This window comes from Pseudomonas sp. S1_G07, assembly GCF_054668565.1.
On record NZ_CP162778.1, the window covers coordinates 2,311,023 to 2,337,770 of the forward strand.

General features: G+C 59.7%; 32 protein-coding genes and 1 pseudogene. 26 read left to right on the forward strand and 7 right to left on the reverse strand.

Annotated elements, in window-relative coordinates:
* Positions 1 to 91: 91 nt before the first annotated feature.
* On the forward strand, positions 92 to 724 hold the full coding sequence (locus AB4O05_RS10480) for a response regulator transcription factor (RefSeq protein WP_034096139.1): 633 nt from the start codon (positions 92 to 94) through the stop codon (positions 722 to 724).
* A gap of 84 nt (positions 725 to 808) precedes the next feature.
* Here AB4O05_RS10480 and AB4O05_RS10485 read toward each other — a convergent pair whose 3' ends face one another.
* From AB4O05_RS10485 to metG, 4 genes and pseudogenes are all read right to left on the reverse strand, one after another.
* Entirely contained in the window at positions 809 to 991 is a 183-nt protein-coding gene (locus AB4O05_RS10485) for a PA3496 family putative envelope integrity protein (protein ID WP_460131187.1), read from the reverse strand.
* 107 nt (positions 992 to 1,098) lie between these two features.
* On the reverse strand, positions 1,099 to 1,737 hold the full coding sequence (gene nth, locus AB4O05_RS10490; RefSeq protein WP_460131186.1) for an endonuclease III: 639 nt from the start codon (positions 1,735 to 1,737) through the stop codon (positions 1,099 to 1,101).
* A 711-nt stretch (positions 1,738 to 2,448) separates the two neighbouring features.
* A pseudogene (gene rsxB / locus AB4O05_RS10495) lies at positions 2,449 to 2,835 on the reverse strand (electron transport complex subunit RsxB); the annotation flags it as partial.
* Positions 2,836 to 2,966: 131 nt separating this feature from the next.
* Positions 2,967 to 5,018: a methionine--tRNA ligase gene (gene metG, locus AB4O05_RS10500; RefSeq protein ID WP_460131184.1), complete on the reverse strand. Its 2,052-nt coding sequence runs from the start codon at positions 5,016 to 5,018 to the stop codon at positions 2,967 to 2,969.
* A 171-nt stretch (positions 5,019 to 5,189) separates the two neighbouring features.
* On the opposite strand from metG, the gene apbC reads away from it, so the two are divergent.
* Entirely contained in the window at positions 5,190 to 6,284 is a 1,095-nt protein-coding gene (gene apbC, locus AB4O05_RS10505; protein ID WP_460131183.1) for an iron-sulfur cluster carrier protein ApbC, read from the forward strand.
* Positions 6,285 to 6,780: 496 nt separating this feature from the next.
* Here the strand turns inward: apbC and fdxA are convergent, their stop codons facing one another.
* Positions 6,781 to 7,104 (reverse strand): ferredoxin FdxA, encoded by a 324-nt coding sequence (fdxA, locus tag AB4O05_RS10510; protein WP_460131182.1) that lies wholly within the window; start codon positions 7,102 to 7,104, stop codon positions 6,781 to 6,783.
* A gap of 142 nt (positions 7,105 to 7,246) precedes the next feature.
* Positions 7,247 to 9,838 carry a DNA mismatch repair protein MutS gene (gene mutS, locus AB4O05_RS10515; protein ID WP_460131181.1) on the reverse strand — a complete coding sequence of 864 codons (2,592 nt, stop codon included), beginning with the start codon at positions 9,836 to 9,838 and terminating at the stop codon, positions 7,247 to 7,249.
* A 198-nt stretch (positions 9,839 to 10,036) separates the two neighbouring features.
* Here mutS and AB4O05_RS10520 point away from each other — a divergent pair, with 198 nt between their 5' ends.
* The 24 genes from AB4O05_RS10520 to recX all read left to right on the forward strand — a co-directional run bounded on the left by AB4O05_RS10520 (position 10,037) and on the right by recX (position 25,500).
* Positions 10,037 to 10,771 carry a LexA family transcriptional regulator gene (locus AB4O05_RS10520; RefSeq protein WP_460131179.1) on the forward strand — a complete coding sequence of 245 codons (735 nt, stop codon included), beginning with the start codon at positions 10,037 to 10,039 and terminating at the stop codon, positions 10,769 to 10,771.
* Between the two features lie 591 nt (positions 10,772 to 11,362).
* Complete coding sequence (locus tag AB4O05_RS10525) at positions 11,363 to 11,701, forward strand: phage holin family protein (protein WP_460131177.1); 339 nt, start codon at positions 11,363 to 11,365, stop codon at positions 11,699 to 11,701.
* A gap of 22 nt (positions 11,702 to 11,723) precedes the next feature.
* Positions 11,724 to 12,239 carry a hypothetical protein gene (locus AB4O05_RS10530; RefSeq protein ID WP_460131175.1) on the forward strand — a complete coding sequence of 172 codons (516 nt, stop codon included), beginning with the start codon at positions 11,724 to 11,726 and terminating at the stop codon, positions 12,237 to 12,239.
* 3 nt (positions 12,240 to 12,242) lie between these two features.
* Positions 12,243 to 12,851: a phage baseplate assembly protein V gene (locus AB4O05_RS10535; protein WP_460131173.1), complete on the forward strand. Its 609-nt coding sequence runs from the start codon at positions 12,243 to 12,245 to the stop codon at positions 12,849 to 12,851.
* Positions 12,852 to 12,863: 12 nt separating this feature from the next.
* Positions 12,864 to 13,196, forward strand: a complete 333-nt coding sequence (locus AB4O05_RS10540; protein ID WP_248075712.1) for a phage baseplate protein — start codon at positions 12,864 to 12,866, stop codon at positions 13,194 to 13,196.
* Entirely contained in the window at positions 13,193 to 14,188 is a 996-nt protein-coding gene (locus AB4O05_RS10545; protein ID WP_460131170.1) for a baseplate J/gp47 family protein, read from the forward strand. Before AB4O05_RS10540 ends, AB4O05_RS10545 begins: the two co-directional genes overlap by 4 nt.
* Entirely contained in the window at positions 14,185 to 14,823 is a 639-nt protein-coding gene (locus AB4O05_RS10550; protein WP_460131168.1) for a phage tail protein I, read from the forward strand. Before AB4O05_RS10545 ends, AB4O05_RS10550 begins: the two co-directional genes overlap by 4 nt.
* The gene (locus tag AB4O05_RS10555) at positions 14,820 to 15,350 is read left to right on the forward strand and encodes a hypothetical protein (RefSeq protein WP_460131167.1); all 531 of its coding nucleotides are present in this window, start codon (positions 14,820 to 14,822) and stop codon (positions 15,348 to 15,350) included. The genes AB4O05_RS10550 and AB4O05_RS10555 overlap by 4 nt, the downstream gene beginning before the upstream one ends.
* 47 nt (positions 15,351 to 15,397) lie before the next feature.
* Positions 15,398 to 15,973 (forward strand): phage tail protein, encoded by a 576-nt coding sequence (locus AB4O05_RS10560; RefSeq protein ID WP_460131165.1) that lies wholly within the window; start codon positions 15,398 to 15,400, stop codon positions 15,971 to 15,973.
* Entirely contained in the window at positions 15,970 to 16,182 is a 213-nt protein-coding gene (locus tag AB4O05_RS10565) for a hypothetical protein (RefSeq protein WP_460131162.1), read from the forward strand. The genes AB4O05_RS10560 and AB4O05_RS10565 overlap by 4 nt, the downstream gene beginning before the upstream one ends.
* Entirely contained in the window at positions 16,183 to 16,485 is a 303-nt protein-coding gene (locus AB4O05_RS10570) for a hypothetical protein (protein ID WP_460131160.1), read from the forward strand.
* A gap of 86 nt (positions 16,486 to 16,571) precedes the next feature.
* Positions 16,572 to 16,745 (forward strand): hypothetical protein, encoded by a 174-nt coding sequence (locus tag AB4O05_RS10575; protein WP_460131158.1) that lies wholly within the window; start codon positions 16,572 to 16,574, stop codon positions 16,743 to 16,745.
* 2 nt (positions 16,746 to 16,747) lie between these two features.
* On the forward strand, positions 16,748 to 17,914 hold the full coding sequence (locus AB4O05_RS10580; RefSeq protein WP_460131155.1) for a phage tail sheath protein: 1,167 nt from the start codon (positions 16,748 to 16,750) through the stop codon (positions 17,912 to 17,914).
* Entirely contained in the window at positions 17,914 to 18,420 is a 507-nt protein-coding gene (locus AB4O05_RS10585) for a phage major tail tube protein (protein ID WP_460131153.1), read from the forward strand. Before AB4O05_RS10580 ends, AB4O05_RS10585 begins: the two co-directional genes overlap by 1 nt.
* A gap of 51 nt (positions 18,421 to 18,471) precedes the next feature.
* On the forward strand, positions 18,472 to 19,044 hold the full coding sequence (locus tag AB4O05_RS10590; protein WP_460131151.1) for a phage tail assembly protein: 573 nt from the start codon (positions 18,472 to 18,474) through the stop codon (positions 19,042 to 19,044).
* A gap of 127 nt (positions 19,045 to 19,171) precedes the next feature.
* Positions 19,172 to 20,626 carry a tail tape measure protein gene (locus AB4O05_RS10595; protein ID WP_460131150.1) on the forward strand — a complete coding sequence of 485 codons (1,455 nt, stop codon included), beginning with the start codon at positions 19,172 to 19,174 and terminating at the stop codon, positions 20,624 to 20,626.
* Positions 20,626 to 21,009 carry a phage tail protein gene (locus tag AB4O05_RS10600; RefSeq protein ID WP_460131148.1) on the forward strand — a complete coding sequence of 128 codons (384 nt, stop codon included), beginning with the start codon at positions 20,626 to 20,628 and terminating at the stop codon, positions 21,007 to 21,009. Before AB4O05_RS10595 ends, AB4O05_RS10600 begins: the two co-directional genes overlap by 1 nt.
* On the forward strand, positions 21,002 to 21,214 hold the full coding sequence (locus AB4O05_RS10605; RefSeq protein ID WP_460131145.1) for a tail protein X: 213 nt from the start codon (positions 21,002 to 21,004) through the stop codon (positions 21,212 to 21,214). Before AB4O05_RS10600 ends, AB4O05_RS10605 begins: the two co-directional genes overlap by 8 nt.
* 9 nt (positions 21,215 to 21,223) lie before the next feature.
* On the forward strand, positions 21,224 to 22,234 hold the full coding sequence (locus tag AB4O05_RS10610; protein WP_460131142.1) for a phage late control D family protein: 1,011 nt from the start codon (positions 21,224 to 21,226) through the stop codon (positions 22,232 to 22,234).
* A 20-nt stretch (positions 22,235 to 22,254) separates the two neighbouring features.
* Complete coding sequence (locus AB4O05_RS10615; RefSeq protein ID WP_460131140.1) at positions 22,255 to 22,812, forward strand: glycoside hydrolase family 19 protein; 558 nt, start codon at positions 22,255 to 22,257, stop codon at positions 22,810 to 22,812.
* Positions 22,800 to 23,300, forward strand: a complete 501-nt coding sequence (locus AB4O05_RS10620; RefSeq protein ID WP_460131139.1) for a lysis system i-spanin subunit Rz — start codon at positions 22,800 to 22,802, stop codon at positions 23,298 to 23,300. The genes AB4O05_RS10615 and AB4O05_RS10620 overlap by 13 nt, the downstream gene beginning before the upstream one ends.
* A gap of 81 nt (positions 23,301 to 23,381) precedes the next feature.
* Positions 23,382 to 23,882, forward strand: a complete 501-nt coding sequence (locus AB4O05_RS10625) for a CinA family protein (RefSeq protein WP_460131137.1) — start codon at positions 23,382 to 23,384, stop codon at positions 23,880 to 23,882.
* An 83-nt stretch (positions 23,883 to 23,965) separates the two neighbouring features.
* Positions 23,966 to 25,024: a recombinase RecA gene (gene recA / locus AB4O05_RS10630; protein WP_124385393.1), complete on the forward strand. Its 1,059-nt coding sequence runs from the start codon at positions 23,966 to 23,968 to the stop codon at positions 25,022 to 25,024.
* An 8-nt stretch (positions 25,025 to 25,032) separates the two neighbouring features.
* Complete coding sequence (gene recX, locus AB4O05_RS10635) at positions 25,033 to 25,500, forward strand: recombination regulator RecX (RefSeq protein ID WP_460131134.1); 468 nt, start codon at positions 25,033 to 25,035, stop codon at positions 25,498 to 25,500.
* A 128-nt stretch (positions 25,501 to 25,628) separates the two neighbouring features.
* On the opposite strand, the gene AB4O05_RS10640 is transcribed toward recX, so the two are convergent.
* Positions 25,629 to 26,741, reverse strand: coding sequence for an LOG family protein (locus AB4O05_RS10640; RefSeq protein WP_460131131.1), 1,113 nt, complete (start codon positions 26,739 to 26,741; stop codon positions 25,629 to 25,631).
* Positions 26,742 to 26,748: the final 7 nt, after the last annotated feature.

The following is a 26,748-nucleotide window of genomic DNA, read 5'->3' on the forward strand; positions in this document are numbered from 1 at the left end:
GTTGCTCGGGGTGGAATGCTATGCCAACCAGGAAACGACTAGGCTATTGTGCTTGCTCTAAATAATTCGAACAGCGAAATTGGACTTTCTCATGAATAAAGTGCTGATCGTGGATGATCATCCCGTCATTCGTCTTGCTGTGCGTATGCTCATGGAACGCCATGGTTATGAGGTCGTTGCCGAGACCGATAACGGTGTCGATGCGTTGCAACTTGCACGGGAGCATATGCCGGACATTGTCATACTGGACATTGGGATTCCCAAACTTGATGGCTTGGAAGTCATTTGCCGGCTGTCTTCTACCAAACAACCCGCGCCGTTCAAGGTGCTGGTACTGACCTCCCAGGCCCCAGGTCATTTTTCCATGCGTTGCATGCAGGCGGGGGCTGCCGGGTACGTGTGCAAGCAACAGGACCTGACAGAGTTGCTGAGTGCGATCAAGGCCGTGTTGTCGGGCTACAGCTACTTTCCCAACCAGGCGCTCAATTCGGTGCGCTCAACCATGGGCAACGCCAGCGAAGCCGATATGGTGGAGCGCCTCTCGGGCCGTGAAATGATGGTGTTGCAGCAATTGGCCCGGGGCAAGACCAACAAGGAGATCGCCGACGGCATGTTCCTCAGCAACAAGACCGTCAGCACCTACAAGACCCGCCTGTTGCTCAAGCTCAATGCCCGCTCATTGGTGGACCTGATTGAACTGGCCCAGCGCAACGGCCTGGTATAGAGGAGGGTGATACACCCCGGGTGACCAGGGTAACCGGCAGAAAAAAGCCTCCGTCAGGGAGGCTTCCGGTCGTTGACCGCTTGATCAGAGGTCGAAATCGTAATCGGCCAGTTGCTTTTGCAAGCGTCGCTCTTCCAGAAGGTTGTCGATGGTGCGGCGTTTGCTCAGATTGGTCTTGGCCACCTCTGCGACAGGTGCTTCTGCCCCATCGTCGTCCAACTCAACCAGGTCGTCATCAACTTCCAGTTGTTCCTTGCCAGTGCTCATAAGGTTAACTCCAGGCTAAGACTGCCGTTGGCGCTCCTTATAACGATAATCCACGAACGGGTAAAAAAGATTTTTTCAATCGATTTATCTAAAAAATCAATGATCCCTCAATCGTCGGACGTCTTCTCCTTGTATTCGCACAGGTCTTCGATGCGACAGCTGCCGCAGCGTGGCTTGCGGGCCTGGCAAACATAGCGACCATGAAGAATCAGCCAGTGGTGAGAATCCAGCAGATAGGGCTTGGGCACGAACTTCATCAGTTGCTTTTCCACTTCCACCACATTCTTGCCACGCGCGATGCCAGTACGGTTGCTGACCCGGAAAATATGCGTGTCCACCGCCATGGTCAGTTGCCGAAAGGCTGTGTTGAGCACCACGTTGGCGGTTTTGCGGCCCACACCGGGCAAGGCTTCCAGTGCTTCGCGGGTTTGCGGCACTTCGCCCCCGTGCAGTTCTACCAGCAGGCGGCAGGTCTCAATGACATTTTTAGCCTTGCTGTTGTACAGCCCGATGGTCTTGATGTACTCCGACAACCCATCCACCCCTAGAGCGTGGATCGCCTGCGGAGTATTGGCCACCGGAAACAGCTTGGCCGTGGCCTTGTTGACGCCAACATCGGTGGATTGGGCTGACAGGATCACCGCAATCAGCAACTCGAAGGGCGAGGAGTAGGCCAGTTCGGTCTTGGGGTGCGGATTGTCTTCGTGGAACCTGCGGAAAATTTCCAGGCGTTTTGCGGCGTTCATGGGGCGGAAGGTTCCTTGCGGGCAATCAGCGAGAGGGCGAAGGGTGGGTTCAGGCCTGAAACCCAGCGAGCAGGATAAACCCGGCCAGTATCAATAGCACCACCACGACGGGCAGTGTGGCCAGCCGCACGCACTTCAGGCGCCATGGGCGTCTACCTGGCGTTGCGCGTCATCGAGCTTGCTTTGTGCTTCAGCCAATTGTTGCGCGTCGGCCTGTTGGTTCTGAGCTTTGTTCAGCTCGGCGCGGCGCATCGCCAGCTGGATTTTCGCGCGTTTGAGGTCGGCGCTGTTGGTGGTGGGCCGTGGTGCCGCCGATGCCCTGTTGAGCTCCAGCGCCGCAAGCTCCTGCTCCGCCGCGTCGAACTGCTGTTGCAGCAGGATCAATTGCGATTGCTGCTCGAACGTCGGCGGGTGACCAAATGCTTTCAAGGATTTGTGCAATTGCGCGCGGCTCATCGCGACGTTGGTCCTGGCTTTCTTCAGCGCCGCCTCACGGGCCGCCTGCGCCGCATCGACTTGCTCGGGGGGAGCTGGCACCGAACGCTTGGCCCGGGCGAGGCGCTCGGCGAGTTTGTGTGCTTCTTCCCGTTGCAGGCGTGCGTGACGTTGTTCGAAGCGCCGCCGCGCGCGGTTGCGCTTGAGGTCACGTTCACGACGTTCCTCGGCGTTGGTCGCCAGGTCGCCCACAATCGGCAGCACCGTGTCCGCCGGGCGCATCTCGATGCAATCCACCGGGCAGGGCGCGACGCAGAGGTCACAGCCGGTGCACTCGTCGACAATCACCGTATGCATCCATTTGGCGGCGCCCAGGATGGCATCCACCGGGCACGCCTGAATGCACTTGGTACAGCCGATGCACTCGGCTTCACGGATATAGGCGACCTGCGCTGGGGCCTCGCCACGGGAGGTATCCAGTTCGAGCGCGGGCACGTTCAGCAGGCGCGCCAGCTCGCGAATGGTTTCCTGCCCACCCGGTGGGCACTTGTTGATGGCCTCGCCCCGCGCGATGCCTTCGGCGTAGGGCTTGCAGCCTGGGTGCCCGCACTTGCCGCATTGGGTCTGCGGCAGCAGCGCGTCGATACGTTGAATCAGGCTCATGTTTTGATCATTGCGTTGAAACCCAAGAAAGCCAGTACATCAGCCGGGCACTGATCCACTGCGCCGAGGTCGCGCAAGGGCTTGACGATTGAATCGCCCTGTCGCCGAAACGACAGGGCTGGTTTGCAGGCTTACTTGATGCGCTGGCCCGGCTTGGCGCCGCTGTCAGGGCTCAACAGGTAGATCTCTTCGCCACCGGGGCCGGCCGCCATCACCATGCCTTCGGAGATGCCGAACTTCATCTTCCGTGGCTTGAGGTTGGCGATCATCATGGTCAGGCGACCGTCGAGCTTGGACGGGTCAGGATAAGCGCTCTTGATCCCGGAGAACACGTTGCGTTGCTCGTCGCCGATATCCAGCGTCAGGCGCAGCAGCTTGTCGGCACCTTCCACCGCTTCGGCCTTGACGATCAGCGCCACGCGCAGGTCCACGGCGGCAAAAGCGTCGAAGTCGATTTCCGGGGACAGCGGGTCCTTGATCAGTTCACCGTTGCCGGCGGGCGTCGACTCGCCGGTGTCGGTCTGGCTGGCCACCAGGTCTTCTTTCGAGGCGTCGGTCATGGCCTGGACCTTGACGGGATCGATGCGGGTCATCAGTGGCTTGAACGCGTTCAACTGATGGTTGCCGAGCAATGTGGTGTGATCGTTCCAGGTCAGCGGCGCGACGTTGAGGAACGCCTCGGCGTCGGCGGCCAGCAATGGCAGCACGGGCTTGAGGAAGATCACCAGCTGGCGGAACAGATTGACGCCCGTGGCGCAGATCGCCTGGACCTCTGCCTGCTTGCCTTCCTGTTTGTTCAGTGACCATGGCGCCTTGTCGGCGATCCAGGCGTTGGCGCGGTCGGCCAGGCCCATGATTTCGCGCATGGCACGGGCAAAGTCGCGGGCTTCATAGGCATCGGCGATGCTTGGCGCAGCAGCCAGGAAGGCGTCGGTCAGTTCCGGCGCGGCGTTTTCAGCCACCAGCACACCGGCGTTGCCCTTGTGGATAAAACCGGCGCAGCGGCTGGCGATGTTAACGACTTTACCAACCAGGTCCGAGTTGACCTTCTGTACGAAGTCTTCCAGGTTCAGGTCCAGGTCATCGACGCCACGGCCCAGCTTGGAGGCGTAGTAGTAGCGCAGGTATTCCGGCGACAGGTGGTCCAGGTAGGTGCGCGCCTTGATAAAGGTGCCACGGGACTTGGACATCTTCTGGCCATTGACCGTCAGGTAGCCGTGCACGTTGATGCCGGTCGGCTTGCGGTAGCCCGAACCTTCGAGCATGGCTGGCCAGAACAAGGCGTGGAAGTTGACGATGTCCTTGCCGATGAAGTGGTACAGCTCGGCGCTGGAGTCCTTGCCCCAGAACGCGTCGAAATCCAGCTCCGGTGTGCGCGCGCACAGGTTCTTGAAGCTGGCCATGTAGCCGATGGGCGCGTCCAGCCATACATAGAAGTACTTGCCAGGCTCGCCTGGAATTTCGAAACCGAAGTACGGCGCATCGCGGGAGATGTCCCACTGTTGCAGGCCGGCATCCAGCCATTCGGCGATCTTGTTGGCCACGGCGTCCTGCAGGGTGCCGCTGCGGGTCCAGGTTTGCAGCATCTGCTGGAAATCCGGGAGCTTGAAGAAGAAGTGCTGGGAGTCCTTGAGCACCGGAGTGGCGCCGGAGATTGCCGACTTCGGTTCCTTCAGGTCGGTGGGAGCGTAGGTGGCACCGCATTTTTCGCAGTTGTCGCCGTACTGGTCTTCGGTGCCGCATTTCGGGCAAGTGCCCTTGATGAAGCGGTCGGCCAGGAACATTTTCTTTTCCGGGTCGAAATACTGGGTTATCGAGCGGGTATCAATGTGCCCGGCATCGCGCAGCCGCGTGTAGATCTGGCTCGACAGCTCGCGGTTTTCCTCGGAGTGGGTCGAGTGGAAGTTGTCGAAGTCGACCAGGAACTCGGCAAAGTCGGCGCTGTGTTCAGCCTGCACGTTGGCGATCAGTTGTTCCGGGGTGATGCCTTCCTTTTCGGCGCGCAGCATGATGGCCGATCCGTGGGCGTCGTCCGCGCAGACATAGATGCATTGATTGCCGCGATGCTTCTGGAAGCGCACCCACATATCGGTCTGGATGTACTCAAGCATATGGCCAAGATGGATGGAACCATTGGCATAGGGCAGGGCGCTGGTGACGAGGATCTTGCGTGGCTCGGACATGGGGCTCGGCTACTTGATGAAACGGAGGTCGGCCACTATAAAGCGCCGGGAAATTTATTTCACCCCGTGGCGCTGTTTCAGCATCTTCCATACCGTCGAAAGCATGCCGCTGGACGGCTGGAACGGGTAGGATAGCCGCCTGTTTCACTCAGTCTTTTTCGGGAGTAGCCCATGAGCGCCGTCAATCGCGCAGCGGTGGAAGCCGTTCTTCGCCAATACACCGACCCCTACTTGAACCAGGACCCGGTCAGTGCCGGTTGTGTGCGCGGCATCGAGGTTCAGGGGGACCAGGTGTCGGTCCAGCTGGAGCTGGGTTATGCCGCAGGCAGGTTCAAGAGCGGCTGGGCGCAGATGCTGCAAATGGCCATCGAAGGTCTAGAGGGCGTGCGCTTGGCCAAGGTCGAGATCCAGTGCGTGATCGCACCGCACAAAGCCCAGGCGCAGATCCCTGGCCTGGCCAACGTCAGGAATGTGGTCGCCGTGGCCTCCGGCAAGGGCGGCGTGGGCAAATCCACCACCGCGGCCAACCTGGCCCTGGCCCTCGCTCGCGAAGGCGCACGCGTGGGCATTCTCGACGCGGATATCTATGGCCCGAGCCAAGGCGTGATGTTCGGCATCGCCGAAGGCACGCGGCCGAAGATCAAGGACCAGAAGTGGTTCGTGCCGATCGAGTCGATGGGGGTGGAGGTGATGTCCATGGCCTTCCTCACCGATGACAACACGCCGATGGTCTGGCGTGGGCCGATGGTCTCCGGTGCCTTGCTGCAATTGGTCACCCAGACCGCCTGGGGCGACCTGGATTACCTGGTGATCGACATGCCGCCAGGCACCGGCGACATCCAACTCACCCTGGCGCAGAAAGTCCCGGTGGCCGGCGCAGTGATTGTGACTACGCCACAGGACCTCGCATTGCTTGACGCGAAAAAGGGCGTGGAGATGTTCCGCAAGGTCAACATTCCGGTGCTGGGCGTCGTGGAAAACATGGCGGTGCACATCTGCTCCAACTGCGGCCATGCCGAGCACCTGTTTGGCGAAGGCGGTGGCGAGAAGCTGGCCACCCAGTACGGCGTCGAACTGCTGGCCTCGTTGCCACTGGCGATGGAAATTCGTGAACAGGCCGACGGTGGCAAGCCCACAGTGGCCGCTGAGCCCGACGGCCAGATCGCCATGATCTACCAGGAACTCGCTCGTCACGTAGGCGCGAGAATTGTCCTGCAGGAAGCCGAGTCGCCCGCAATGCCGACCATTACCGCGAGCGACGACTGAGGGGCCTGAGGGGAAAAGCCTCGACCGTGTCGTGGCTTTTTTACATCTGGCGCCCGGTGAGCGTGCGCGAAAAGCCCATTTGCGCAACTGCGGGTGTAAGCATTCACGTACTTTGCCGTAAGCGTTCGGTTTTTTTACCGGGCGTGTGCGACTAAAAAACTCGGAAGATATTTCTATCCTGTTGAAAATTAATAACTATTTATTTGTATGTGGGCAGAACCGTCCGTTGGACGATCGCTTGGATGGCGTTGAACTTCCCTTGGAAGTCTCTAACATCAGTCCTGTGTCCACGGATTGACACAGCCATCACGGAACGATGGCTCAGGGAACGTCGCAGGATGCGATTCATCAGGATGATGAAAAAGGAATAAAGGGACTAGGGAAAAAATGTGGGCGGGTCATACCGCCCCTTTTTTTGCCTGTAGAAAAGTGAGTGTGTTTCTCTGAACGCAAAAAAGGCCCTTAAAGGGCCTTTTTTTATCGGGCAGTAGCGCTTTTAGCGCTCCAGTTGCTCAACCTTGTTGGGTTGGCCATCCCATTTCTCGGCATCCGGCAGCGGATCTTTCTTCTCGGTGATGTTTGGCCATATTTCAGCCAATTCAACGTTCAACTGAATGAACTGTTCCATACCCGCCGGGACTTCGTCCTCGGAGAAAATAGCCAGGGCCGGGCATTCTGGTTCACACAGGGCGCAGTCGATGCACTCGTCCGGGTGGATCACCAGGAAGTTCGGGCCTTCGTAGAAGCAGTCCACCGGACACACTTCGACGCAGTCGGTGTACTTGCACTTGATGCAGTTGTCGGTAACGACGAAGGTCATTTCTAATTTTCTCCTCAGGCGGCGGCGGCGAAACCCCTTATGGTGGGGCTCGCGAGGTTCGGGAGCGATAGTCTGCGGGCCAGGCTAAGAGCCAGCAGCATCCCAAACCGCGCGAGAGTCTACCAGCTTGCAAGCGTCTGCGTTATATCCGAGTCTTCAGTGCATATAACATTTCGAGCGCTTTGCGCGGCGTCAAGTCATCCAGATCAAGCTTTGCCAACTCATCCAGCACCGGATGGGGCAGGCTGGCGAACATATCGCTCTGGTGCGGCGCGGCAGGTTTGCGGGCGGCCTTGGCTGGGCTGACGACCACGGTTTCGTGGGGCAGGGCCGTGGTTTCCAGGCGGCTGAGGTGCTCGCGGGCGCGAGTGATCACGTCATTCGGCACGCCAGCCAGTTGCGCCACGGCCAAGCCGTAACTCTGGCTGGCCGGGCCCGGCAGCACGTGGTGCAGGAACACGATGCGCTCGTTGTGCTCGGTGGCATTGAGATGCACGTTGGCCACCAGCGGTTCGCTTTCCGGCAGTACGGTCAGCTCGAAGTAGTGGGTGGCAAACAGCGTATAGGCACGCAGATGGGCCAAACGCTCGGCCGCCGCCCATGCCAGGGACAGGCCGTCGAAGGTGCTGGTACCGCGACCGACTTCGTCCATCAGCACCAGGCTGCGCTCGGTGGCGTTGTGCAGGATGTTGGCGGTTTCGCTCATTTCCACCATAAAGGTCGAACGGCCCCCGGCCAGGTCATCGCTGGAGCCGATCCGGGTGAAAATCCGGTCGACCAGGGACAGCTCGCAACTGGCCGCCGGCACGAAACTGCCGATATGCGCCAGCAACACAATCAAGGCCGTCTGACGCATGTAGGTGGATTTACCGCCCATGTTCGGACCAGTGATCACCAACATGCGGGTATCGTCGTCCAGCGACAGATCGTTGGCGACGAACGGCGTAGTCAACACTTGCTCAACCACCGGGTGGCGCCCCTGCACGATGCGCATGCACGGTTCGCTGACAAACCGTGGGCAGTTCAGGTCAAGGGTCAGCGCGCGTTCGGCGAGATTACTCAGCACATCCAGTTCCGACAGGGCGGCAGCGGTGTCCTGCAACGGTGCCAGCTGGCCGATCAAATCTTCCAGCAAGGCTTCATAGAGCATTTTTTCACGCGCCAGGGCGCGACTCTTGGCCGACAGCGCCTTGTCTTCGAACGCCTTGAGCTCCGGCGTGATAAAGCGCTCGGCACCCTTGAGCGTCTGGCGACGCTGGTAATCTATCGGTGCCGATTCGGCCTGCTTGCTCGGCAACTCAATAAAGTAGCCGTGCACACGGTTGTAGCCGACTTTCAGGTTGGCCAGGCCGGTACGGGCTTTTTCGCGGGCTTCCAGGTCGATCAGAAACTGCCCGGCGTTTTCGCTCAGGGCTTGCAGTTCGTCCAGTTCGCTGTCGTAACCGGTCTTCAGCACGCCGCCGTCACGGATGATCGCGGGTGGGTTGTCGATGATGGCTTTTTCCAGCAAGGCCGCCAGTTCCGGGTAGGTGCTGGTGGTCACGGCCAACTGTTGCAGGTGCGGTGCGTCCAGCTCGGTCATTGCCGCTTGCAGTTGCGGCAGGGCGCCGAGGGCATCGCGCAGGCGCGCCAGGTCACGGGGGCGAGCGTTGCGCAGGCCGATCCGCGCCAGGATGCGCTCGATATCACCGATTTCTTTCAACTGTGGTTGCAGCTTTTCAAAGCGATAGCCGTCCAGCAGGCAGGTAATGGACGACTGGCGCGCCTGCAGCACGTTCAAATCCCGCAGCGGGCGGTTCAGCCAACGGGTCAGCAAGCGGCTGCCCATGGCGGTCTGGCAACGGTCCACCACCGACTGCAGGGTATTGTCGCGCCCGCCGGCCAGGTTGGTGTCCAACTCCAGGTTGCGACGGCTGGCGCCATCGAGCACCACGGTATCGTCCAGGCGCTCATGACGCAGGCTGCGCAAGTGCGGCAGGGCGGTGCGCTGGGTTTCCTTGGCATAGCTGAGCAGGCAACCGGCAGCACCGATGGCCAGGGTCAGGGTTTCGCAACCGAAGCCCTTGAGGTCCTGTACGGAGAATTGCTGGCACAGACTTTTCAGCGCCGAGTCACGCTCGAAATCCCACGGCGCGCGACGCTTGGTACCACGACGTTTTTCCGCCGGCAGGTCCTTGGGCCAATCGTCCGGGATCATCAACTCCACCGGATTGATCCGCTCCAATTCGGCCAGCAGGTTCTCCCAGCCCTTGATCTCCAGCACCGTGAAATTACCGCTGGTGATATCCAGCACCGCCAGGCCAAACAAACGCTCATCGCCCAACACCGCCGCGATCAGGTTATCGCGACGCTCATCCAGCAGCGCCTCATCACTCACCGTGCCCGGCGTAATAATGCGCACCACCTGACGCTCTACCGGGCCCTTGCTGGTGGCCGGGTCGCCGATCTGCTCACAGATCACCACCGATTCACCCAGCTTCACCAGCTTGGCCAGGTAACCCTCCAACGAATGGTAAGGAATCCCACACATCGGAATGGCCTGCCCCGCCGACTGCCCACGCGCGGTCAGGGTGATGTCCAGCAGCTTGGCGGCCTTCTTCGCATCTTCGTAGAAGATCTCGTAGAAGTCGCCCATGCGATAGAACATCAACTGATCAGGGTGCTGGTTTTTCAGGCGCCAGTACTGCTGCATCATTGGGGTGTGGGAGGATAGGTCTGAAGTGTTTTTACTCATTGGGTAATAGGCAAATTCGTTGAAAGTGATGGGGCAAAGGGCGCGCTTGGCCCAGCATTTTTTGCGATGGCGGCAAGGTTAACACGCGAGGTCGAGGGTTCGCAGGTCGCAAACGGATAGACCCGGAGGCATGGTAAATGCATCAGATATGCAAATTAGCATTTGCCAACCCCTGAAACTCCCGTCACTATCCACGTTATGCAAAAACGCAACGTTTCTATCGTCTTAAGAGAGCTGCTGGACCGCGACCGGATCTCCCCCACGGAGCTTCACCGGCGTACCGGCGTGCCTCAATCCACGTTGTCCCGGATTCTCAGCGGCAAGATCGTTGATCCGTCGGACAAGCATATTTCCCGTATCGCCGAGTACTTCCGCGTCAGCACCGACCAGCTGCGCGGGCGCGCGGCCGTGGGCGCGTTGCGGGATGACGGGCGCGACCCGATGCATTCGGAACTCAAGGACATAAGCCTGTGGGACGATGACACGCCCGTGAATGATGACGAGGTGTCTATCCCCTTTTTGCGCGAGGTTGAATTGGCTGCTGGATCAGGAAGATTCGTCATCGAGGAAAGCGAGAAGGCCAGCCTGCGTTTTGGAAAGCGCAGCCTGCGGCATAACGGTGTGCAGTTCGACCAGGCCAAGTGCGTGACGGTGCGCGGCAACAGCATGTTGCCCGTACTGCGCGATGGCGCGACGGTCGGGGTGAATGCGGGTAAAAGCGCGATTGGCGATATCGTCGATGGTGATCTGTATGCCATCAATCACAATGGGCAACTGCGGGTTAAACAGCTCTATCGCCTGCCTTCCGGGATACGGCTGCGCAGTTTCAATCGTGACGAACACCCGGACGAAGACTACAGCTTCCAGGAGATTCAGGATGAGCAGATCAGCATCCTTGGTCATGTGTTCTGGTGGGGCATGTACGCTCGCTAACCACCTTCTGTAAGACAAAGCCCGCCAACGCAGCGGGCTTTTTTTCGCTTGTAGAAAATCACCAAACCCCACGCCGACAAGGCTGAAAATGCATGTGTGCATTCAGATGGCAAAAATAAATGCATTTATGCATTGACTGTATATGCATGCATGCATATTCTTCATCTCAAGCCAGCCAACAAGGCCTGGTGGAGGCGGCAAGGATGCTGCCAAGGAAGACAAGGAAGGCACGCAACATCGGCAAGGACGCCATCAGAGCGATGGCAAGGATGCCAGGCAACACCGGCAAGGATGCCGACGCTCTTTAGTTGTACCGCTTCAAAAACAGGCAGCGATGAACCGGCCTTGACGGTTCAGAGGGTTGGCAACTGACCCGGGTGTGCAGCGTAAAGCACCAGAAGCAGTTATCCGGCAGACAGGGATCGTGGTCGGAAAAACATTGAGGAAAGGACCGTACCGCGCCAGTAGCGCCGAAAGTCCGAGGACATCATTACTGAAAAGCCCGGGCGACCGGGCTTTTTGGAATGCCTACCTATCGAAGCCTGTGTAAATGAAAAATGGACTATCTAGTGCTCAGCCAGGAGGCGTGACATGACAAATGAACAGCAAGCGTTAGCGGAAATGCCTATCTGGCTGGTCGTCGTATTGGCAGTGATCGGCGGGGTGTCGGGAGAAATGTGGCGTGCAGACAAAGAAGGCGCGCGGGGGTGGTCGCTGATCCGCCGCCTGGCCTTGCGCTCCGGGGCCTGCATGGTCTGCGGCGTTTCAGCCTTGATGCTGTGTTATGCCGCGGGCATGTCGATCTGGACGGCCGGTGCCATTGGTTGCCTGACCGCCATGGCCGGCGCCGATGTGGCTATCGGGCTTTACGAGCGCTGGGCGGCCAAGCGCATCGGGATCACCGAAGGCACCCGCCAGGATCCGCAGTAACCGTTGCAAGGATGCTACTCAAATGATGCTTATCGAAAAGCCATCTCAACTGCCTCAAGCCATTGCTGAGGCGCTGCGCGCCGCCTTCCCGGACCTGAAGGTCGGCAGTCACCAGGATTTCCAGGGCGACGGGGTAAAAACCGGTGTGTTGGTCACGGTCGAAGGCAATGGCCCGGGGATCCGCTCCCGCGAGGGGCGCAAGGCCCATGCCTTGGCGATGTCACTCACGGCCATGGTTGCTCCAGGGGCCTTGCCGTTTGAGGCCTGCGACCTGGCCAGCCAACTGATGGACCTGGTGCTGGATAACCGTTGGACTCTGCCCCAGGCCCAGTGCGATTTGCCGACGAATATCGTTGCCGCTCCGTCTTCGCTGGCAGCCGGAGAAAGGGACTACGACACATGGACGGTTTCCTTCACTCAAACGCTCTACATCGGACCGGTGTTGCTCGACGACCCTACAGGCCAACCTCTGTTCGCCAGCACCTGGGACGTCTCGAACATCAATGACCCTGATCAATACAAGCCACTTGGGGAGTAGCCCATGTTCGACGCATTGCTGCGTATGCAATTGGGGCCGATCGTCGAGCGCCTGGCAGAAATGGAAGCCCAGCTCGAAGACCTGTACCGACGTGCTGAAAGCTTCTGCCGGATTGGCGTTTGCCAGCAGGTCGATGCCGCCAGCAACACCTGTAAGGTCAGCCACGGTGATTTGCTCACCCCGGCCATTCGCTTCTTCAACCCCAGCGCGGGTGCGCAGACCGAAACCCGCATTCCTTCGGTCGGCGAACAATGCCTGTTGCTCAACTATGGCGGCGGGGACGGCGGCGCTCAATCCGTGGCGTTGTTCGGCCTCAACAGTAGCCTTTTTCCGCCGGTCTCCAGCGTTGCCTCGCTGACCCGGCGACGCCATCAGGACGGTACGCAAAGCGACTACGACGACGCCAGTCACACCTTCAACTGGGTCAATGGCCCGACCACGTTCACCGGCTCTCGTGAACACGTCGAGGCCAAGGTTGGCGCCGCCAGCGTCACGATCAACGCCCAGGGCGTCACCCTGCAAATCGGCGGCACCGCTCTGGTATTGGATGCCGGCGGCGCGCACTTCAGCGGCCCGGTGGTGGACCACCAAGGTCGCGTCATCAGCCCCTGACAAGGACCTCCCATGATCGGCATCGATCGAAACACCGGGGCAGCCGTCGATGACTGGCTGCAATTTGTACAGCGTGCCACCCGAGCGCTGACCACCCCCCTGGGCACTCGCCAGAAGCGTCCGTTGTACGGCTCGCTGATCCCCCAACTGCTCGGCCAAAACCTCGGCGATGACCTGTTGATCCTCGCCCAGAGCCACGCCGCCCAGGCGTTTTATAACGTGCAGAACGGCATCGCCGATTTTCAACCCCAGGTCATCGTCGCCACCCGCCAGGGAGCCGGCTTGCTGTTGCGGTTCGCCGGCACCTGGAAAAACCGCCAACAATCCTTCGAGGTCGTGACATGAGCATGTTGATCCCAGGCCAGAACCAACTGGCGGAGCCGGCCCTCATTGCCGTCGATGAATTCGAACCGTTGCTGGCCGAATTCAAAGCGTTCGTCGTCGATTACGTCGCCACCCGAGCGCCGCAAAGCGCAACCAAACTCAAGGCCAGCCTCGACAATGAAAGCGAACTGCTGACGCTGGCTCTGGAAGCCTTTTGCGTGCGCCTGCAAACCCATGAACGCCAATACAACGCCCGCATCAAGCAGATGCTGGCCTGGTGGGCCACCGGCAGTAACCTCGATGCACGCCTGGCCGATATGGGCCTGGAGCGCCAGGTACTCGACCCCGGTGACCCGGCGGCTTTCCCTCCGGTGCCGCCGACCCTGGAAAGCGACGACGACGCCCGCCTGCGCTACTACCTGGCGCCGCACGCCCCTGCGGCCGGCTCGCGCATGCAGTATCGCCGCGAGGTCTTCACCCTGGGGGAAAGGCCGGCGGTGAAAGTGCAAAGCGCCACACCGGGCGTGGTGACCGTTACCTATACGTTCGATCTGGATGGTTACGCAGCCCAGGTCAAGGATGGCAACGGTCGGCGTACCGCGCCTGGTGAAGTCATGGTCACCGTGCTGTCTCGTGAGGGCGACGGTACGCCATCTGCGGATTTGCTTGACGGTGTTCGCCGACATTTCGCACGGCCAGATGTACGACCAGAGACCGATCTGGTGACCGTGCAAGGGGCGCAGATCCTGCGCTACAACATTCGCGTGGTCGCCAGGATCAATGCCGGCCCGGATTCGGGTTTGACTCAGGCCGCGGCCCAAGCGTTGCTGCGAAGCTACGCAGAGTCCTGTCATCGCCTGGAAGGGCGGGTGGATCCGAGCTGGATCGACTACGCCATCCACAGCGCCGGCGCGGCGCAACTGCAAATCCTTGAACCGCTGGAGCCGATTGTCTGCACCGCGTTCCAGGCCCCGTATTGCACGGGTGTCGAGGTGGAGGTGCGTACGCTATGAGTAAACCTGAAACGAGTTTGTTGCCGGCCAACAGCTCACCGTTGGAGAAGGCGTTGGATCTGGGGTTTGGCGCGTTGCTGGATCGGGTTGTACCGCCGTTTCCGGCGCTGATGAACCCGCTGCAAACGCCGACCGAGTTTCTTCCTTACCTGGCTGCTGACCGGGGTGTCAGCGAATGGGACGCCGACGCCAGCGAGACGGAAAAACGCCTGACCGTGGCCTTGTCCTGGCAGATCCAGCGCCAGGCGGGCACGCCCAAGGCGCTGAGTCATGCAGTGGAGTCGCTGGGGTTCACTCCCAACATCAGCGCCTGGTATCAGCAGCGGCCATTGGGCATGCCCTACACCTTTGATGTGCAGGCAATCATTGGGCGCAGTTGGTCCAGTGGCGATCACAATCGGCTGATCCGCCGTGTCAATGCAGCGAAGAGTGAGCGGGATCAGGCGACGATCACCATCGTTCACGAAACCGAAGGTCAGCTTGCGTTCACGCAAGTCCTCCATCCGCCATTAATCGACGCAGAGCTGTATCTAAACGGCGCCCTGCCGGAATTGGCGCTGGTTGCTCGGCTTAACAGTGCCGGGGTTGCCCAGCACTACACCATTAACGACTACGACCTCAGGGCGCAGCCATGACAGATGACATTACGCGCCTGGTGCGCTTCACCTCCAAGGGTTTGGATGAAGTGCTGCAGGCAAAGAACCAAGGCTTGAAAGGCGAAATCACCCACATCGGCGCCGGTACCGGCCGCTACAACCCAGACGGCACGGAAGTGGCCTTGCGCGATGAGCGCCAACGGGTCGCCATTGTGGATTACGAAGACCTGGGCGACCGCCAACTCAGGATGGCCGCGCTGTTTGATGGCGACGGTGAGTATGAGATTGGCGAGTTCGGGTTTTACCTCGCCAGCGGGACGTTGCTGGCGGTGTATTCCGTGGCAGGAAAGTTGCTGACGTATAAAGCGGCGGCGGCGCGGGTACTGCAGAAGTTCACGTTGGATATTTCGCCGTTGCCGGCGGATAGCGTGACGATTGTGGTGGGGAGTGAAAACTTGAATGTGTTGTTGGCTGAGGAGATCGCGATTATGGCGGCGGCTTCGGTTGGCAATATGTCCCGACACGTGGATTTGATGTTCAGGGTTATACACCTGGAAGCCAAGTAGGGCGCTTATAAAAGTGCTGGAAAGACTAAATTGACAGGGAGTTGATGATGGGAATTGAAACGACTATCACAAAAGTTGTGGATGCATGTAACAAACTTACCGATACGGTGACCAACCAGATTGGGAAAATTAATGCCCAGGTAGATCTGGCATCCAGCCAGTTCACGTCTTGGCGTAACAGTGTTCAGGCTAAAGATATCAATGGTCGGGCCCTTTATAGCCAGGAAATTGACCTTACCGGACTACCTACGGATACGTTCTATCCGGTGTGGTGGACAATGCCAGGAAATGAGAGCGGTGAGACAGAAGTCACGATCTCTCGCATCTACAGTCGCGATTCAGGCTCAGCTCCGTTCGGTCAGGGCGTGGTCCATATTGCAGGTCTAAATTTGCAAATGGAAGGTTGTGGTTATATCTGGAATGGTGATGGCAACTTTCTTACGATAAAGCGAATTTCGCAGACGTACCGCGAAACAGTTCGCGGAGTAAGCTTCGGCATGATTTGCACTGCTCGACATGTATCGGGAGTGAGGCCGTTGTACCAAGGGGTCGCTGATGGACAAATCATTCAGTCCCCGATTCACTCTGGACTCTATCTGCGGGGGGGTTGGGCTATACGGTGAACAAGTCGTTTGCTGGTGCAGTAGGTTTCAGTCGTTTGGACAGCGAAGTTTCCATGGGCGAAGCCACACAGGATGGCTGGGAAATCCGTTGGGCTGTTCGTCCTTATCGCTTGGCAGATGCCGATGCGGTACTGGGCGCGACATTGCCTGAAAAGCGGATGGCCTACGCTTATGACAACGACAAAATCTATGCGATGAAGGGGGCGTAAATGAATATCTCCATCAAGTCTGCGGTAACACCCAGCGGCGAACATTTGATCAATATCCCAGCGGATTTCGAGATTCTTAAAAGTCTTGGTTTTTCTGCCGAACAAGCAACTGAGCTCTGTACTCAAGCGGCTAAAACCATTCAATTGGAAAACTCTATCGCTGCACGTCGCACGCTCTACGTAACAGAGGCAGACCCTCTTTTTCTCGAGTGGCAATACGACGAAACGCCCGAAAAGGAAAAGGCATGGCGCGATAAAGTTGCAGAAATCAAGGCACTTTACCCCCTTCCAGCTCGCATCTGACCGTCACCGCGAAAGCGGTTTTTTTTCGCCTCCCCAAAGCCCCTCCCGCAGGGGCTTTGGCGTTTTCTACCCGGAGAATTCAACACATGCCTAACCGCCAAACCTACACCGTCCTCATCCCATTCCCCACCGGCAACGGCCATTGGTCCACCGCTGGCGAGGAACTGGAACTGCTGGACGTCGAAGCAACCGCCCTGCGCACCGCCGGCCGTCTGGAACTGACCAGCGTCCTCAACTCCACCCCAAAGAAGGCTGAATAACCATGGCTGAGGTTTTGAACTTCGAGCACAACGGCATCACCGTCAATGCCACCGAATCCCCCGAGGCCATGGGTGGCCTGGGCGATAACGTGATCGGCCTGGTCGGCACCGCGCCGAACGCCCATGCATCGATCCCGAAAAACGCGCCGTTCCGCATCAATAGCTTTACCACCCAGGCGCTGCTGGACCCAACCGGTGCCGAGTCGGGGACCTTGTTCCAGGCGGTGTACCAGATTCTCAAAGTGGTGAAGGTGCCGGTCTACGTGGTGATCGTCGAAGAGGGCGCTACGGCGGCCGACACGATCAACAATGTGATTGGCGGCAACGACCCCGTCACCGGCCGCAAACTGGGCCTGGCGGCTCTGAGCAGCGTCCCGGAAGACCTGACTATCATCGGAGCCCCAGGCTTCACCGGCACCAAGGCCGTGGCGGGCGAGTTCGCCTCGTTCGGCAAACGTATCAAGGCCCGTGTAGTGCTGGATGGCAAGGACGCTTCGGTGGCCGACCAGGTGACCTACAGCGGCGAACTGGGCGGTGCCGACCTCGGTTTCGACCGTTGCCTGCTGGTGCACAACATGCCATCGGTGTATTCCAAGGCAGCGAAGAAAAACGTGTTCCTGTCGCCATCTTCCCTGGCCATCGCAGCGTTGGCCAAGGTCAAGCAGTGGGAAAGCCCGGGCAACCAGGTGACGTTCGCCGAGGACGTTTCCCGCGTGGTCGAGTACAACATCCTCGACACCTCCACCGAAGGCGACCTGCTCAACCGCTACGGCGTGAGCTACTACGCCCGCACCATCCTTGGTGGCTTTTCGCTGCTGGGTAACCGTTCGATCACCGGCAAGTTCCTCAGTTATGTCGGCCTGGAAGATGCCATCAGCCGCAAGCTGGTCAAGGCCGGCCAGAAGGCCATGGCCAAGAACCTCACCAAGTCCTTCATGGACCAGGAGGTCAAGCGCATCAATGACTGGCTGCAAACCCTGGTCGCCGACGAAACCATCCCCGGCGGCAGCGTGTACCTGCACCCGGAATTGAACAGTGTCGAGAAGTACAAGAACGGCACCTGGTTCATTGTCATCGACTATGGCCGCTACGCGCCGAATGAGCACATGGTTTATCAACTCAACGCCCGCGATGAAATCATCGAGCAGTTCCTGGAGGACGTTCTCTAATGTTTACCAACCGAGTCAGACAGGCCATTGCGGCCACCCTTCAAGGCCTGCCGTTGTCCGCGACCGTTGAGGAGTTCACCCCGCCGAAGATCGAGTTCGAGATGGAGCCCATGTCCGGCGGCCGCTTCATCGCCGAGGAAATGGCCAAGAGTGGCAAGGTGCTCAACGCCACGCTGATCCTGCAAGGTGCCGGCCCGGAAATCATGCTGGCGCTGGGCGTGCGCCTGGGCGACGACATCCTGCTGAACGTGCGTGAAGCCGGCCAGGACCAGGACGGCAAGACCTATTTCACCTACCACACCGTCGGCGGCAAGCTCAAATCGCTGAGCGAAGGCAAGCTGAAGATGGGTGAGAATGCCATCACTACGTTGGAGCTGTCGTGCCGCACCTACAACCGCCTGGAGAACGGCATTTCGGTGATCGACATTGACGTGCGCACCCAGAAGTTCGTGCTCAATGGCGTCGACATTCTGGGCGATGCCCGCCGCGCGGTGTTGATGCCGTAACCCCTGGGGGGCGGGCTCGCTCGCCCCCATACTTGACCAAGGAATTGCCCCATGGCCTGGATGCCACCGCTGCACCGCCTGCTGTCCCCGATTACCGCTGACACTGGCGCGACGATCGAGCAGGTGCAACTCAAACCGCTGTACTACGCCGCGCAAAAAGACGCGCTGGCCCGGGCCGGTGATGACGAGGATGACCAGTTTTTCGAGCTGGCGAAACTCGCCACCGGCCTGTCGGAAAAAGAACTCGACCAACTCAAGCGCCCGGACTACGTCAGCATTGCCCAATACGTACACGAAATGTCTACGCGCCCGGCGTCGTTCTTTCTGCAAGCACCCGAAGCTGCGACGCACGACCAGCCCGTTCACCTGCTGTTGCCCCTCGACGCGGCCGGCCGCACTTGGACCGAACTGCCCCTCGAAATGCCTGCGCTGCGCGCCACCAAGGTGATGAAAAAACTCGCCACCAATAAAGAGCGCGCCGAGTTCATTACCGCCCACTGCACCGGCCTGATGATCCCCGACCTGGCCGGCCTGACGGTGCCCGACTGGACGGAACTGCAGGAGCGTATCGACGATTTTTTAAATCAACCGGCGGACTTCTTTCGGAGCGCGACATCGAAGTAATCCTCGATGTGGTGCCGCTGATTTACGCAGTCAATGAGGCGGAAATCCTCGACTGGAACGCCGGAAAAGCATTGCGCCGCTACGACATCGCGATCACTCGCCTTGGCGTTAAACAGGAGTAAGCGGGATGCAAGAGACTCAATTTGCGACCAGGCTCGCCCAGGAAGATAGGCGCTGGTTGATGGGCGATGCGGACCTAGGCAATGTGCTGGCGCCGTTCTACGCGGGCCTCGCCGCGCCTGTGGGCCTGGATACCGCGCCGCCGCCGGAGCCACAGTCGCAACTCAGCGCAGCGCTGGTCACTGTCAGTGTCGACCTCAATGCGTTAACACTGGAGCAAGTGCGGCTGCGCGAGACGCTGGAGACGCTTAACAGTACGTTGTTCATTAATGGCAGTTCGCTGGAAACCAAGACGGTCGATGCCACATCGGTTCCCGCGAAAAACCAGCAGAAAGAGCCTGCTTCATCGACAAGCTCCTGGACGGATAAGGGCCTGGAGTACGGCGCGACTGCCGCGAAATTTGTCGGGAAGGAACTGCTCACCAGTCTGTGGGATACGGCCAAAAGCAGAGTCTCTGGCAAAGCGGTGGATGCCATCGCCGAGCGATTTCCCAACGCCGGTAAGTGGCTTAAAAACGATAAAAGCAAGGGCGTCTGCTGCCCCGGCTCACCTGTTCCAGGCCCGGCCAGCCCGAGCATTTACCTGGCACCTGACTATCGCCGCACGGAAGAGAAGAAAACCTCTGGCAAGAAACCTGGAAAGCTTCGTACGTGGCTGCGAACGGCGTCGGACAGGTTGGGCACTGGCGCGGGCTACCCATCGCGGATGGGCTTTCAGGCCGTACCGACGACTCAAGGTGCCGTGAGCAGTGCTCAGCGTGTGAGTGGCAACCCAGGCAAACCACTCGGTTTGATCGACGCGTTGGCGCGGGGGCAGTTCGAGAGGCCGGGTGGTGCCGGTGGCCCATCGCCTAAGCCTGTTCCTATCGCAGTGTCCGTGCCACACCCAACGCCTGCACCGAATACGCCTCATGTCCCAACGTCCCGCCTGGCCGCTGCGATGACTCGGCTGGAGTCCGCTGGCGCCTCCCGTCTTGGCCCGTTGAGGTACGCCGACGCGGCCTACGATGTCGTTCAAGGCCTGCGCACCGGCGATACCAAAGCCATTGCCTCCGGCCTCGGCGCTGCCGGCGGCACCTGGGCCGGCGCCTCGGCAGGCGCCTCGGCAGGCGCCGCCATCGGCACGATGATTTTCCCTGGCGTTGGCACCGCCGTAGGCGGTGTCATCGGTGGCCTGCTCGGCGGCGAGGCGGGCACCTGGCTGGGTGACAAGCTGTTCGGCTCAAACGATCGTCTGCCCGCGCCCAATGCCGTCAGCAAGGAACTCAACACCGCCCGCACCGATAACGTGCAGGTCACGATCGCGCCAAGCATCCAGATCACCGGCATTAACCCGGCCGACGCCCAGCAAGTCGTCAACCAGGTGATCCAGGCCCTGCAATTCCAATGCATGCCGATGGTCACCGACACCCTCGGCATCCGGCGCAACGCGGCACTGGCCGACCCTTCAGGAGGTGATTGATGCGACAACAAATGGTACTGGGCGATTTTATTTTTGGCCTCTCCCGAGGCTTCGCGTATTCCACGCTGATTCGCAACAGCGATGGTGGCTGGGCCGACCTGGCGATCATTGCCAGCAAGTCGCAGTCGCGACAGAACGGCCAGAAGCTGGAAAAACTCACGTTCGGCGGCACGGCGATGCACGCTGTGGGCATGCAGCGCCTGGACGAACTGCGCGCCTTACAAAACGCCCGGGCGCCGTTGCCGCTGGTCGATGGTATCGGCCGCAACTGGGGCCTGTGGCGGATCAATTCAGTGGTGGAAAACCAAAGCAATGTGATCGATGACGGCACCGCCATGGTTATGATCTGGACCCTTGAGCTGGAGGAATTCGTCAATGCGTAGAGTACGAAGTATTGCCGGTGATTCGGTCAACCTGCTGCTCTACCGCGAACTGGGCCGTTGCGATGATGCGGCGGAAGAAACCCTCTGGCGGCTGAACCCCGAGCTTGCCGAATATGGCCCGGTGCTGCCGGCCGGCGTGTGGGTGGTCATCCCCGAACTGGCGACGCGGCCGGCTGCCGTGCGTCCCGTTTCGGCCTGGGATTGAGGAGGCGGCATGGCACAGGGATTTACGCCCATTGTGGAGTTCTACGGCGCCAACGCGGCGCTGCTCAATCAACGCCTGATGCACTGGAGCCACACCGACGCCGCCGGCATCCAGACGGATCGACTGGAACTGACCCTTAATATCGAGGGCCTGGAAGGCCTGCCCAGCCTGAGCGGCAAGATCGGCCTGCGGGTCGGGTATCAGGAATCGGGGCTGGTGGAAAAAGGCGAGTTCGTCATTACCCAGCGCACCCCGGTGTTGTTTCCCATGCGCTTGATGATCGTGGCGACGGCTGCGCCCTTCAGCGTGGCGGACGCCAGTGGCTATCGCCAGCGTCGCTCCGCCAGTTACGGGCCGACGACGCTGGGGGCATTGTTCCGGCAACTGGTCAGCCGCCACGGTTATTCACCGCGTGTGGCGCCTGCGCTGGACGGTATTGCGATTCCTCATATCGACCAGTCCAACGAAAGCGACATGGCGTTCATCACTCGCCTGGCCAAGTGTTATCGCGCAGTGACCAAGCCGATCAACGAACTGTATGTGCTGGCTGAGGCCGGGCGGGTCAACTCGCTCTCCGGCCGGTTGCTGCCGGAGGTGAAACTGTCTGTCACCGAGGATAACCGCCCCGGCGAATCCGCCTTCATCACCGCCAGGCTCGATGAAACATCCCGCTCGAAATACAAGGGCAGTCGCGTCACCTGGTGGGATGCCGCCGCGGGCAGGCAGCATGTGGTGCAGGTCGGCACCGCGCCGTTCAAGACCCTGCGCCAGCGTTACCAGAACGAAGCGCAAGCGCGTGCCGTGGCTGAAGCGGAACTGCGCCGCGTCGAGCGTGAAGGCCAGACACTGATGATCGATTGCCCAGGCAACCCGCTGTTGGCCGCCGAAGGGCTGTTGCTGCTGGATGAGTCTTGGCCTTCCTATATGCAGGGGCGATGGTCGATTACCCAGGTGACCCATGTGGGCGATCCGGCAACGGGCTACCGCAGTTCGATCACGGCCGGTGGCTTGTCTATATAAGACGTTTAAGAGTAAAGCCAATGGTGATTTCGCTCCCTCAACTGCTTCAAGTGATGCCTGGAGCCCGCCTGAGAGCGGGCCTTTTTTTAACTGCTCTGAATGCGGCGTTTGTTCGGCACAACATAAATAGTCCCAAACGCACCGCCGCCTTCCTCGCCCAAATTGGCCATGAATCCGGCGAACTGCGCTACGTACGCGAACTGGGCAGCGATCAATACCTGAGCAAATACGACACCGGCACCCTGGCCGCCCGCCTGGGCAACACCCCCGAAGCCGACGGCGACGGTCAGCAGTATCGGGGCCGGGGGCTGATCCAGATTACCGGGCGTCGCAATTACCTGACGTGCAGCCAGGCACTGTTTGGCGACGATCGTTTGTTGCGGCAACCGGAACTGTTGGAGCAGCCCCAATGGGCCGCGGAGTCGGCAGCCTGGTTCTGGCAAAGCAACGGCCTGAACGAGCTGGCGGACAAGGACCAGTTCACCGCCATCACCCGGCGTATCAACGGCGGGCTCAATGGTCTGGAAAACCGCTTGCAGCTATGGGCACGGGCGAAGGCGGTGTTATGCGTTTCCTAGGGGCTTGGCGCCTGATCGGCGCTTGCCTGTTGGTGGCGCTGACTTGGCAGGTGCAGGCCTGGCGCTTGGGTGCGCAGATGGAGCGGCAATCAACTGCCCATGCCCAGGCGCTCAGTCAGCAAAATCAGGCGGCCTTGCGTCAACAACAGGCCGAATACGACAAACGGCTGGCCCTGGAGCAACAACTCAGCGCCAGCGACCAACAACATGCTCGGGAGTTAAGCGATGCCCAACGTCACCAGGCTGCTCTGCGCGACCGCCTGGCCACTGCTGATGTGCGGTTGTCAGTCCTTCTCGACGCCACCGAGCCCGGTGGTGTCGGTTCTATGCCCGCCACCGCCCCCGCCGGCGGCGTGGTTCATGCAGCCACGCGAGCCCGACTTGACCCGGCGCATGCTCAGCGAATTATCGGCATCACCGATGCCGGCGACGAAGGATTGATCGCACTGCGTGCTTGCCAGGCATATGTGCGCGCAGTTGCCCGCTAATCTCTTGTTCCAGTCTGTCGCTTGCATGAGCGATTTGCTCCTGTAGGGTAGGCAAATCCCCGCCCACTCCTGGAGATGACCGTGAAGGAAATCACTCAACTTGCCGCTGACCTGGGTCGCCGTCTACAAGTGCTCAATGCCCACGTCGCCACTGCCGAGTCCTGCACCGGTGGTGGTATCGCCGAAGCCATCACGCGGGTCCCGGGGAGTTCGGCCTGGTTCGAGGCGGGGTACGTGACCTATTCCAATCGGCAGAAGACCCGCCAGTTGAATGTGCCGCAGGCGCTGTTCCCCAAAGTGGGCGCCGTCAGCCAGGAAGTGGTGGAGGCCATGGTTCGCGGAGCGCAGGAAAAAAGCCTGGCGCGCTTTGCCGTGGCGGTCAGCGGCGTTGCCGGGCCGGATGGTGGTTCGCCGGACAAGCCTGTGGGCACTGTGTGGCTGGCCTTTGGCGTGGGTGACGAGGTCACGGCCGAACTTCGGCACTTCCCCGGTAACCGCGACGAGGTCCGCCGACAAACGGTAAAGGCCGCGCTAGAGGGCCTGTTGCGACGAGCTGCAGCAGAAATAGAAAATCAGGGGTAGGCGATCTCTGATCTTTATGGAACAATACTGTCTACTTATACAGGTGTTGGCCGTCAGGCCTTATTGATTACGTGAGGACTTTAATGGACGACAACAAGAAGAAAGCCTTGGCTGCGGCCCTGGGTCAGATCGAACGTCAATTCGGCAAGGGTGCCGTAATGCGTATGGGCGATCACGACCGTCAGGCGATCCCGGCTATTTCCACTGGCTCTCTGGGTCTGGACATCGCGCTCGGCATTGGCGGTCTGCCAAAAGGCCGTATCGTTGAAATCTACGGTCCTGAATCTTCCGGTAAAACCACCCTGACCCTGTCGGTGATTGCCCAGGCGCAAAAAATGGGCGCCACCTGCGCGTTCGTCGACGCCGAGCACGCCCTGGACCCTGAATACGCCGGCAAGCTGGGCGTCAACGTTGACGACCTGCTGGTTTCCCAGCCGGACACTGGTGAGCAGGCCCTGGAAATCACCGACATGCTGGTGCGTTCCAACGCCATCGACGTGATCGTGGTCGACTCCGTGGCTGCCCTGGTACCCAAGGCTGAAATCGAAGGCGAAATGGGCGACATGCACGTTGGCCTGCAAGCCCGCCTGATGTCCCAGGCGCTGCGTAAGATCACCGGTAACATCAAGAACGCCAACTGCCTGGTGATCTTCATCAACCAGATCCGTATGAAGATCGGCGTGATGTTCGGCAGCCCGGAAACCACCACCGGTGGTAACGCGCTGAAGTTCTATGCCTCGGTCCGCCTGGACATCCGCCGTACCGGCGCAGTGAAGGAAGGCGACGAGGTTGTCGGTAGCGAAACCCGCGTCAAGGTTGTGAAGAACAAGGTGGCTCCGCCATTCCGTCAGGCTGAGTTCCAGATTCTCTACGGCAAGGGTATCTACCTGAACGGCGAGATGATCGACCTGGGTGTACTGCACGGTTTCGTCGAAAAATCCGGTGCTTGGTATGCCTACAATGGCAGCAAGATCGGTCAGGGCAAGGCCAACTCGGCCAAGTTCCTGGCAGACAACCCGGACATCGCTGCCACGCTTGAGAAGCAGATCCGCGACAAGCTGCTGACCCCAGCGCCAGACGTGAAAGCTGCCGCCAACCGCGAGCCGGTTGACGAAATGGAAGAAGCCGACACTGACGTCTGAAACAAACGATGACTGCTGTACTGGATACACTTGTCGCCGTTCGGCGCACTGCAATGGACCTGCTCGCTCGCCGCGAGCATGGTCGAGTCGAGCTGACGCGTAAACTGCGTCAGCGCGGCGCAGAGCCCGAGATGATCGAAACCGCCCTCGACCGTTTGACGGAAGAGGGATTGCTGTCGGAATCCCGTTACCTCGAAAGTTTTGTCTCCTACCGAGCGCGCTCCGGCTACGGCCCTGCGCGGATTCGTGAAGAGCTGAACCAGCGCGGGCTGCAACGCGCCGATATTGACCTTGCCCTGCGCGAATGCGGTATCAACTGGCAGGCGCAGTTGGAAGACACCTGGCGTCGCAAGTTCTCTGGCCATCTTCCGATTGATGCCAAAGAGCGTGCGAAGCAAGGGCGCTTTTTGAGTTATCGCGGGTTTTCAATGGAGATGATCAGCCGCTTGTTCAGCGGCCGGGATATGGACGACTGATTCTTCAAACGGCTGAAGATCAAAATGTGGGAGCGGTCGAACCCCACGTCGTTTTTACTACGGCGTGAAAACCTCGACAAAATAAAAAAGCCCGCTATGGAAATAGCGGGCTTTTTTTGGCTCGAAAATCACGCTGGCTCCGGCGCCACTCTTTGCTGCGTTTTACCTTGGGCCTGTGCCCAGTTCTCCGGCAAATTGATGTAATCCACCAGCTCCCGCAACCGACCTTGGTCACGCCCGTTGAAGTTGAACACCAACCGGGTCAAATGGCTGAACTGTGGCTCATCATGTTCCTCGCCTGTGTAGGCCAGCTGCTGGAATTCACCACTCAATCGCAGGCTGGCGAACTCGTTCTGCAAATGAGCCAGCGCTCGATCACTGAGTGGGTGGTTCATGCGCACCACAAACTCACGCTTCAGCCAACGGGTTGAATGGAAGTTGGCATAAAACTGGTTGATCTCGTCCACCGCTTCTTCAGCGCTGTATACCAGCCGCATCAGTTTGAGGTCGGTGGGCAGAATGTAGCGGTTGGCTTCCAGCTGGTTGTGAATAAAGTCCAAGGCACCTTGCCAGAAGCCGCCACCCGGGGCGTCCAACAACACCACCGGCACCAGGGGGCTCTTTCCGGTCTGGATCAGGGTCAGTACTTCCAGTGCTTCATCCAGCGTGCCGAAACCACCGGGGCACAACACCAGCGCATCGGCCTCCTTGACGAAGAACAGCTTGCGGGTAAAGAAGAAGTGGAACGACAACAGGTTTTCGGTGCCATCAATGGTCGGATTGGCGTGTTGTTCAAATGGCAGGGTGATATTGAACCCCAGGCTGTGCTCCAGTCCGGCACCTTCGTGCGCAGCTGCCATGATGCCGCCACCACCACCGGTGATCACCATCAGGTCGGAGCGGGCCAGCACGGCACCCACTTCGCGGGCCAAGGCGTATAACGGGCTTTCTACCGGTGTACGTGCCGAGCCGAATACTGTCACCTTGCGTCGGCCCTTGAACTGCTCAAGCACGCGGAAAGCGTGGTCCAGCTCGCGGATGGCTTGCAGGGTGATCTTGGCGTTCCAGCGGTTGCGGTCGTCCTGGGCCATGCGCAGCACGGTGAGGATCATGTCGCGATACAGGGGGATATTCGGGCTGGTGGGGGCGATCAGCTGGAGTTGGGTTTCTACCTGCTGCGTGAGGTCGGTACCGTTTTCTTCAAAATACCGGAGCAGACTGTCGTTCGGTTCGTAAGGCATTCAACGT

Excerpts from the sequence above, each read along its gene's own strand:
- AB4O05_RS10620 (WP_460131139.1), top strand. The coding sequence starts at position 22,800 with ATGCGTTTCCTAGGGGCTTGGCGCCTGATCGGCGCTTGCCTGTTGGTG.
- AB4O05_RS10530 (WP_460131175.1), top strand. The coding sequence starts at position 11,724 with ATGATGCTTATCGAAAAGCCATCTCAACTGCCTCAAGCCATTGCTGAG.
- AB4O05_RS10480 (WP_034096139.1), top strand. The coding sequence starts at position 92 with ATGAATAAAGTGCTGATCGTGGATGATCATCCCGTCATTCGTCTTGCT.
- AB4O05_RS10600 (WP_460131148.1), top strand. The coding sequence starts at position 20,626 with ATGCGACAACAAATGGTACTGGGCGATTTTATTTTTGGCCTCTCCCGA.
- AB4O05_RS10575 (WP_460131158.1), top strand. The coding sequence starts at position 16,572 with ATGCCTAACCGCCAAACCTACACCGTCCTCATCCCATTCCCCACCGGC.
- AB4O05_RS10640 (WP_460131131.1), bottom strand. The coding sequence starts at position 26,741 with ATGCCTTACGAACCGAACGACAGTCTGCTCCGGTATTTTGAAGAAAAC.
- AB4O05_RS10585 (WP_460131153.1), top strand. The coding sequence starts at position 17,914 with ATGTTTACCAACCGAGTCAGACAGGCCATTGCGGCCACCCTTCAAGGC.
- AB4O05_RS10615 (WP_460131140.1), top strand. The coding sequence starts at position 22,255 with ATGGTGATTTCGCTCCCTCAACTGCTTCAAGTGATGCCTGGAGCCCGC.
- AB4O05_RS10535 (WP_460131173.1), top strand. The coding sequence starts at position 12,243 with ATGTTCGACGCATTGCTGCGTATGCAATTGGGGCCGATCGTCGAGCGC.
- AB4O05_RS10570 (WP_460131160.1), top strand. The coding sequence starts at position 16,183 with ATGAATATCTCCATCAAGTCTGCGGTAACACCCAGCGGCGAACATTTG.
- AB4O05_RS10580 (WP_460131155.1), top strand. The coding sequence starts at position 16,748 with ATGGCTGAGGTTTTGAACTTCGAGCACAACGGCATCACCGTCAATGCC.
- recX (WP_460131134.1), top strand. The coding sequence starts at position 25,033 with ATGACTGCTGTACTGGATACACTTGTCGCCGTTCGGCGCACTGCAATG.
- AB4O05_RS10595 (WP_460131150.1), top strand. The coding sequence starts at position 19,172 with ATGCAAGAGACTCAATTTGCGACCAGGCTCGCCCAGGAAGATAGGCGC.
- AB4O05_RS10605 (WP_460131145.1), top strand. The coding sequence starts at position 21,002 with ATGCGTAGAGTACGAAGTATTGCCGGTGATTCGGTCAACCTGCTGCTC.
- AB4O05_RS10555 (WP_460131167.1), top strand. The coding sequence starts at position 14,820 with ATGACAGATGACATTACGCGCCTGGTGCGCTTCACCTCCAAGGGTTTG.
- AB4O05_RS10545 (WP_460131170.1), top strand. The coding sequence starts at position 13,193 with ATGAGCATGTTGATCCCAGGCCAGAACCAACTGGCGGAGCCGGCCCTC.
- AB4O05_RS10560 (WP_460131165.1), top strand. The coding sequence starts at position 15,398 with ATGGGAATTGAAACGACTATCACAAAAGTTGTGGATGCATGTAACAAA.
- apbC (WP_460131183.1), top strand. The coding sequence starts at position 5,190 with ATGAGCGCCGTCAATCGCGCAGCGGTGGAAGCCGTTCTTCGCCAATAC.
- AB4O05_RS10485 (WP_460131187.1), bottom strand. The coding sequence starts at position 991 with ATGAGCACTGGCAAGGAACAACTGGAAGTTGATGACGACCTGGTTGAG.
- mutS (WP_460131181.1), bottom strand. The coding sequence starts at position 9,838 with ATGAGTAAAAACACTTCAGACCTATCCTCCCACACCCCAATGATGCAG.
- AB4O05_RS10525 (WP_460131177.1), top strand. The coding sequence starts at position 11,363 with ATGACAAATGAACAGCAAGCGTTAGCGGAAATGCCTATCTGGCTGGTC.
- AB4O05_RS10590 (WP_460131151.1), top strand. The coding sequence starts at position 18,472 with ATGGCCTGGATGCCACCGCTGCACCGCCTGCTGTCCCCGATTACCGCT.
- metG (WP_460131184.1), bottom strand. The coding sequence starts at position 5,018 with ATGTCCGAGCCACGCAAGATCCTCGTCACCAGCGCCCTGCCCTATGCC.
- nth (WP_460131186.1), bottom strand. The coding sequence starts at position 1,737 with ATGAACGCCGCAAAACGCCTGGAAATTTTCCGCAGGTTCCACGAAGAC.
- AB4O05_RS10540 (WP_248075712.1), top strand. The coding sequence starts at position 12,864 with ATGATCGGCATCGATCGAAACACCGGGGCAGCCGTCGATGACTGGCTG.
- AB4O05_RS10520 (WP_460131179.1), top strand. The coding sequence starts at position 10,037 with ATGCAAAAACGCAACGTTTCTATCGTCTTAAGAGAGCTGCTGGACCGC.
- fdxA (WP_460131182.1), bottom strand. The coding sequence starts at position 7,104 with ATGACCTTCGTCGTTACCGACAACTGCATCAAGTGCAAGTACACCGAC.
- AB4O05_RS10610 (WP_460131142.1), top strand. The coding sequence starts at position 21,224 with ATGGCACAGGGATTTACGCCCATTGTGGAGTTCTACGGCGCCAACGCG.
- AB4O05_RS10550 (WP_460131168.1), top strand. The coding sequence starts at position 14,185 with ATGAGTAAACCTGAAACGAGTTTGTTGCCGGCCAACAGCTCACCGTTG.
- recA (WP_124385393.1), top strand. The coding sequence starts at position 23,966 with ATGGACGACAACAAGAAGAAAGCCTTGGCTGCGGCCCTGGGTCAGATC.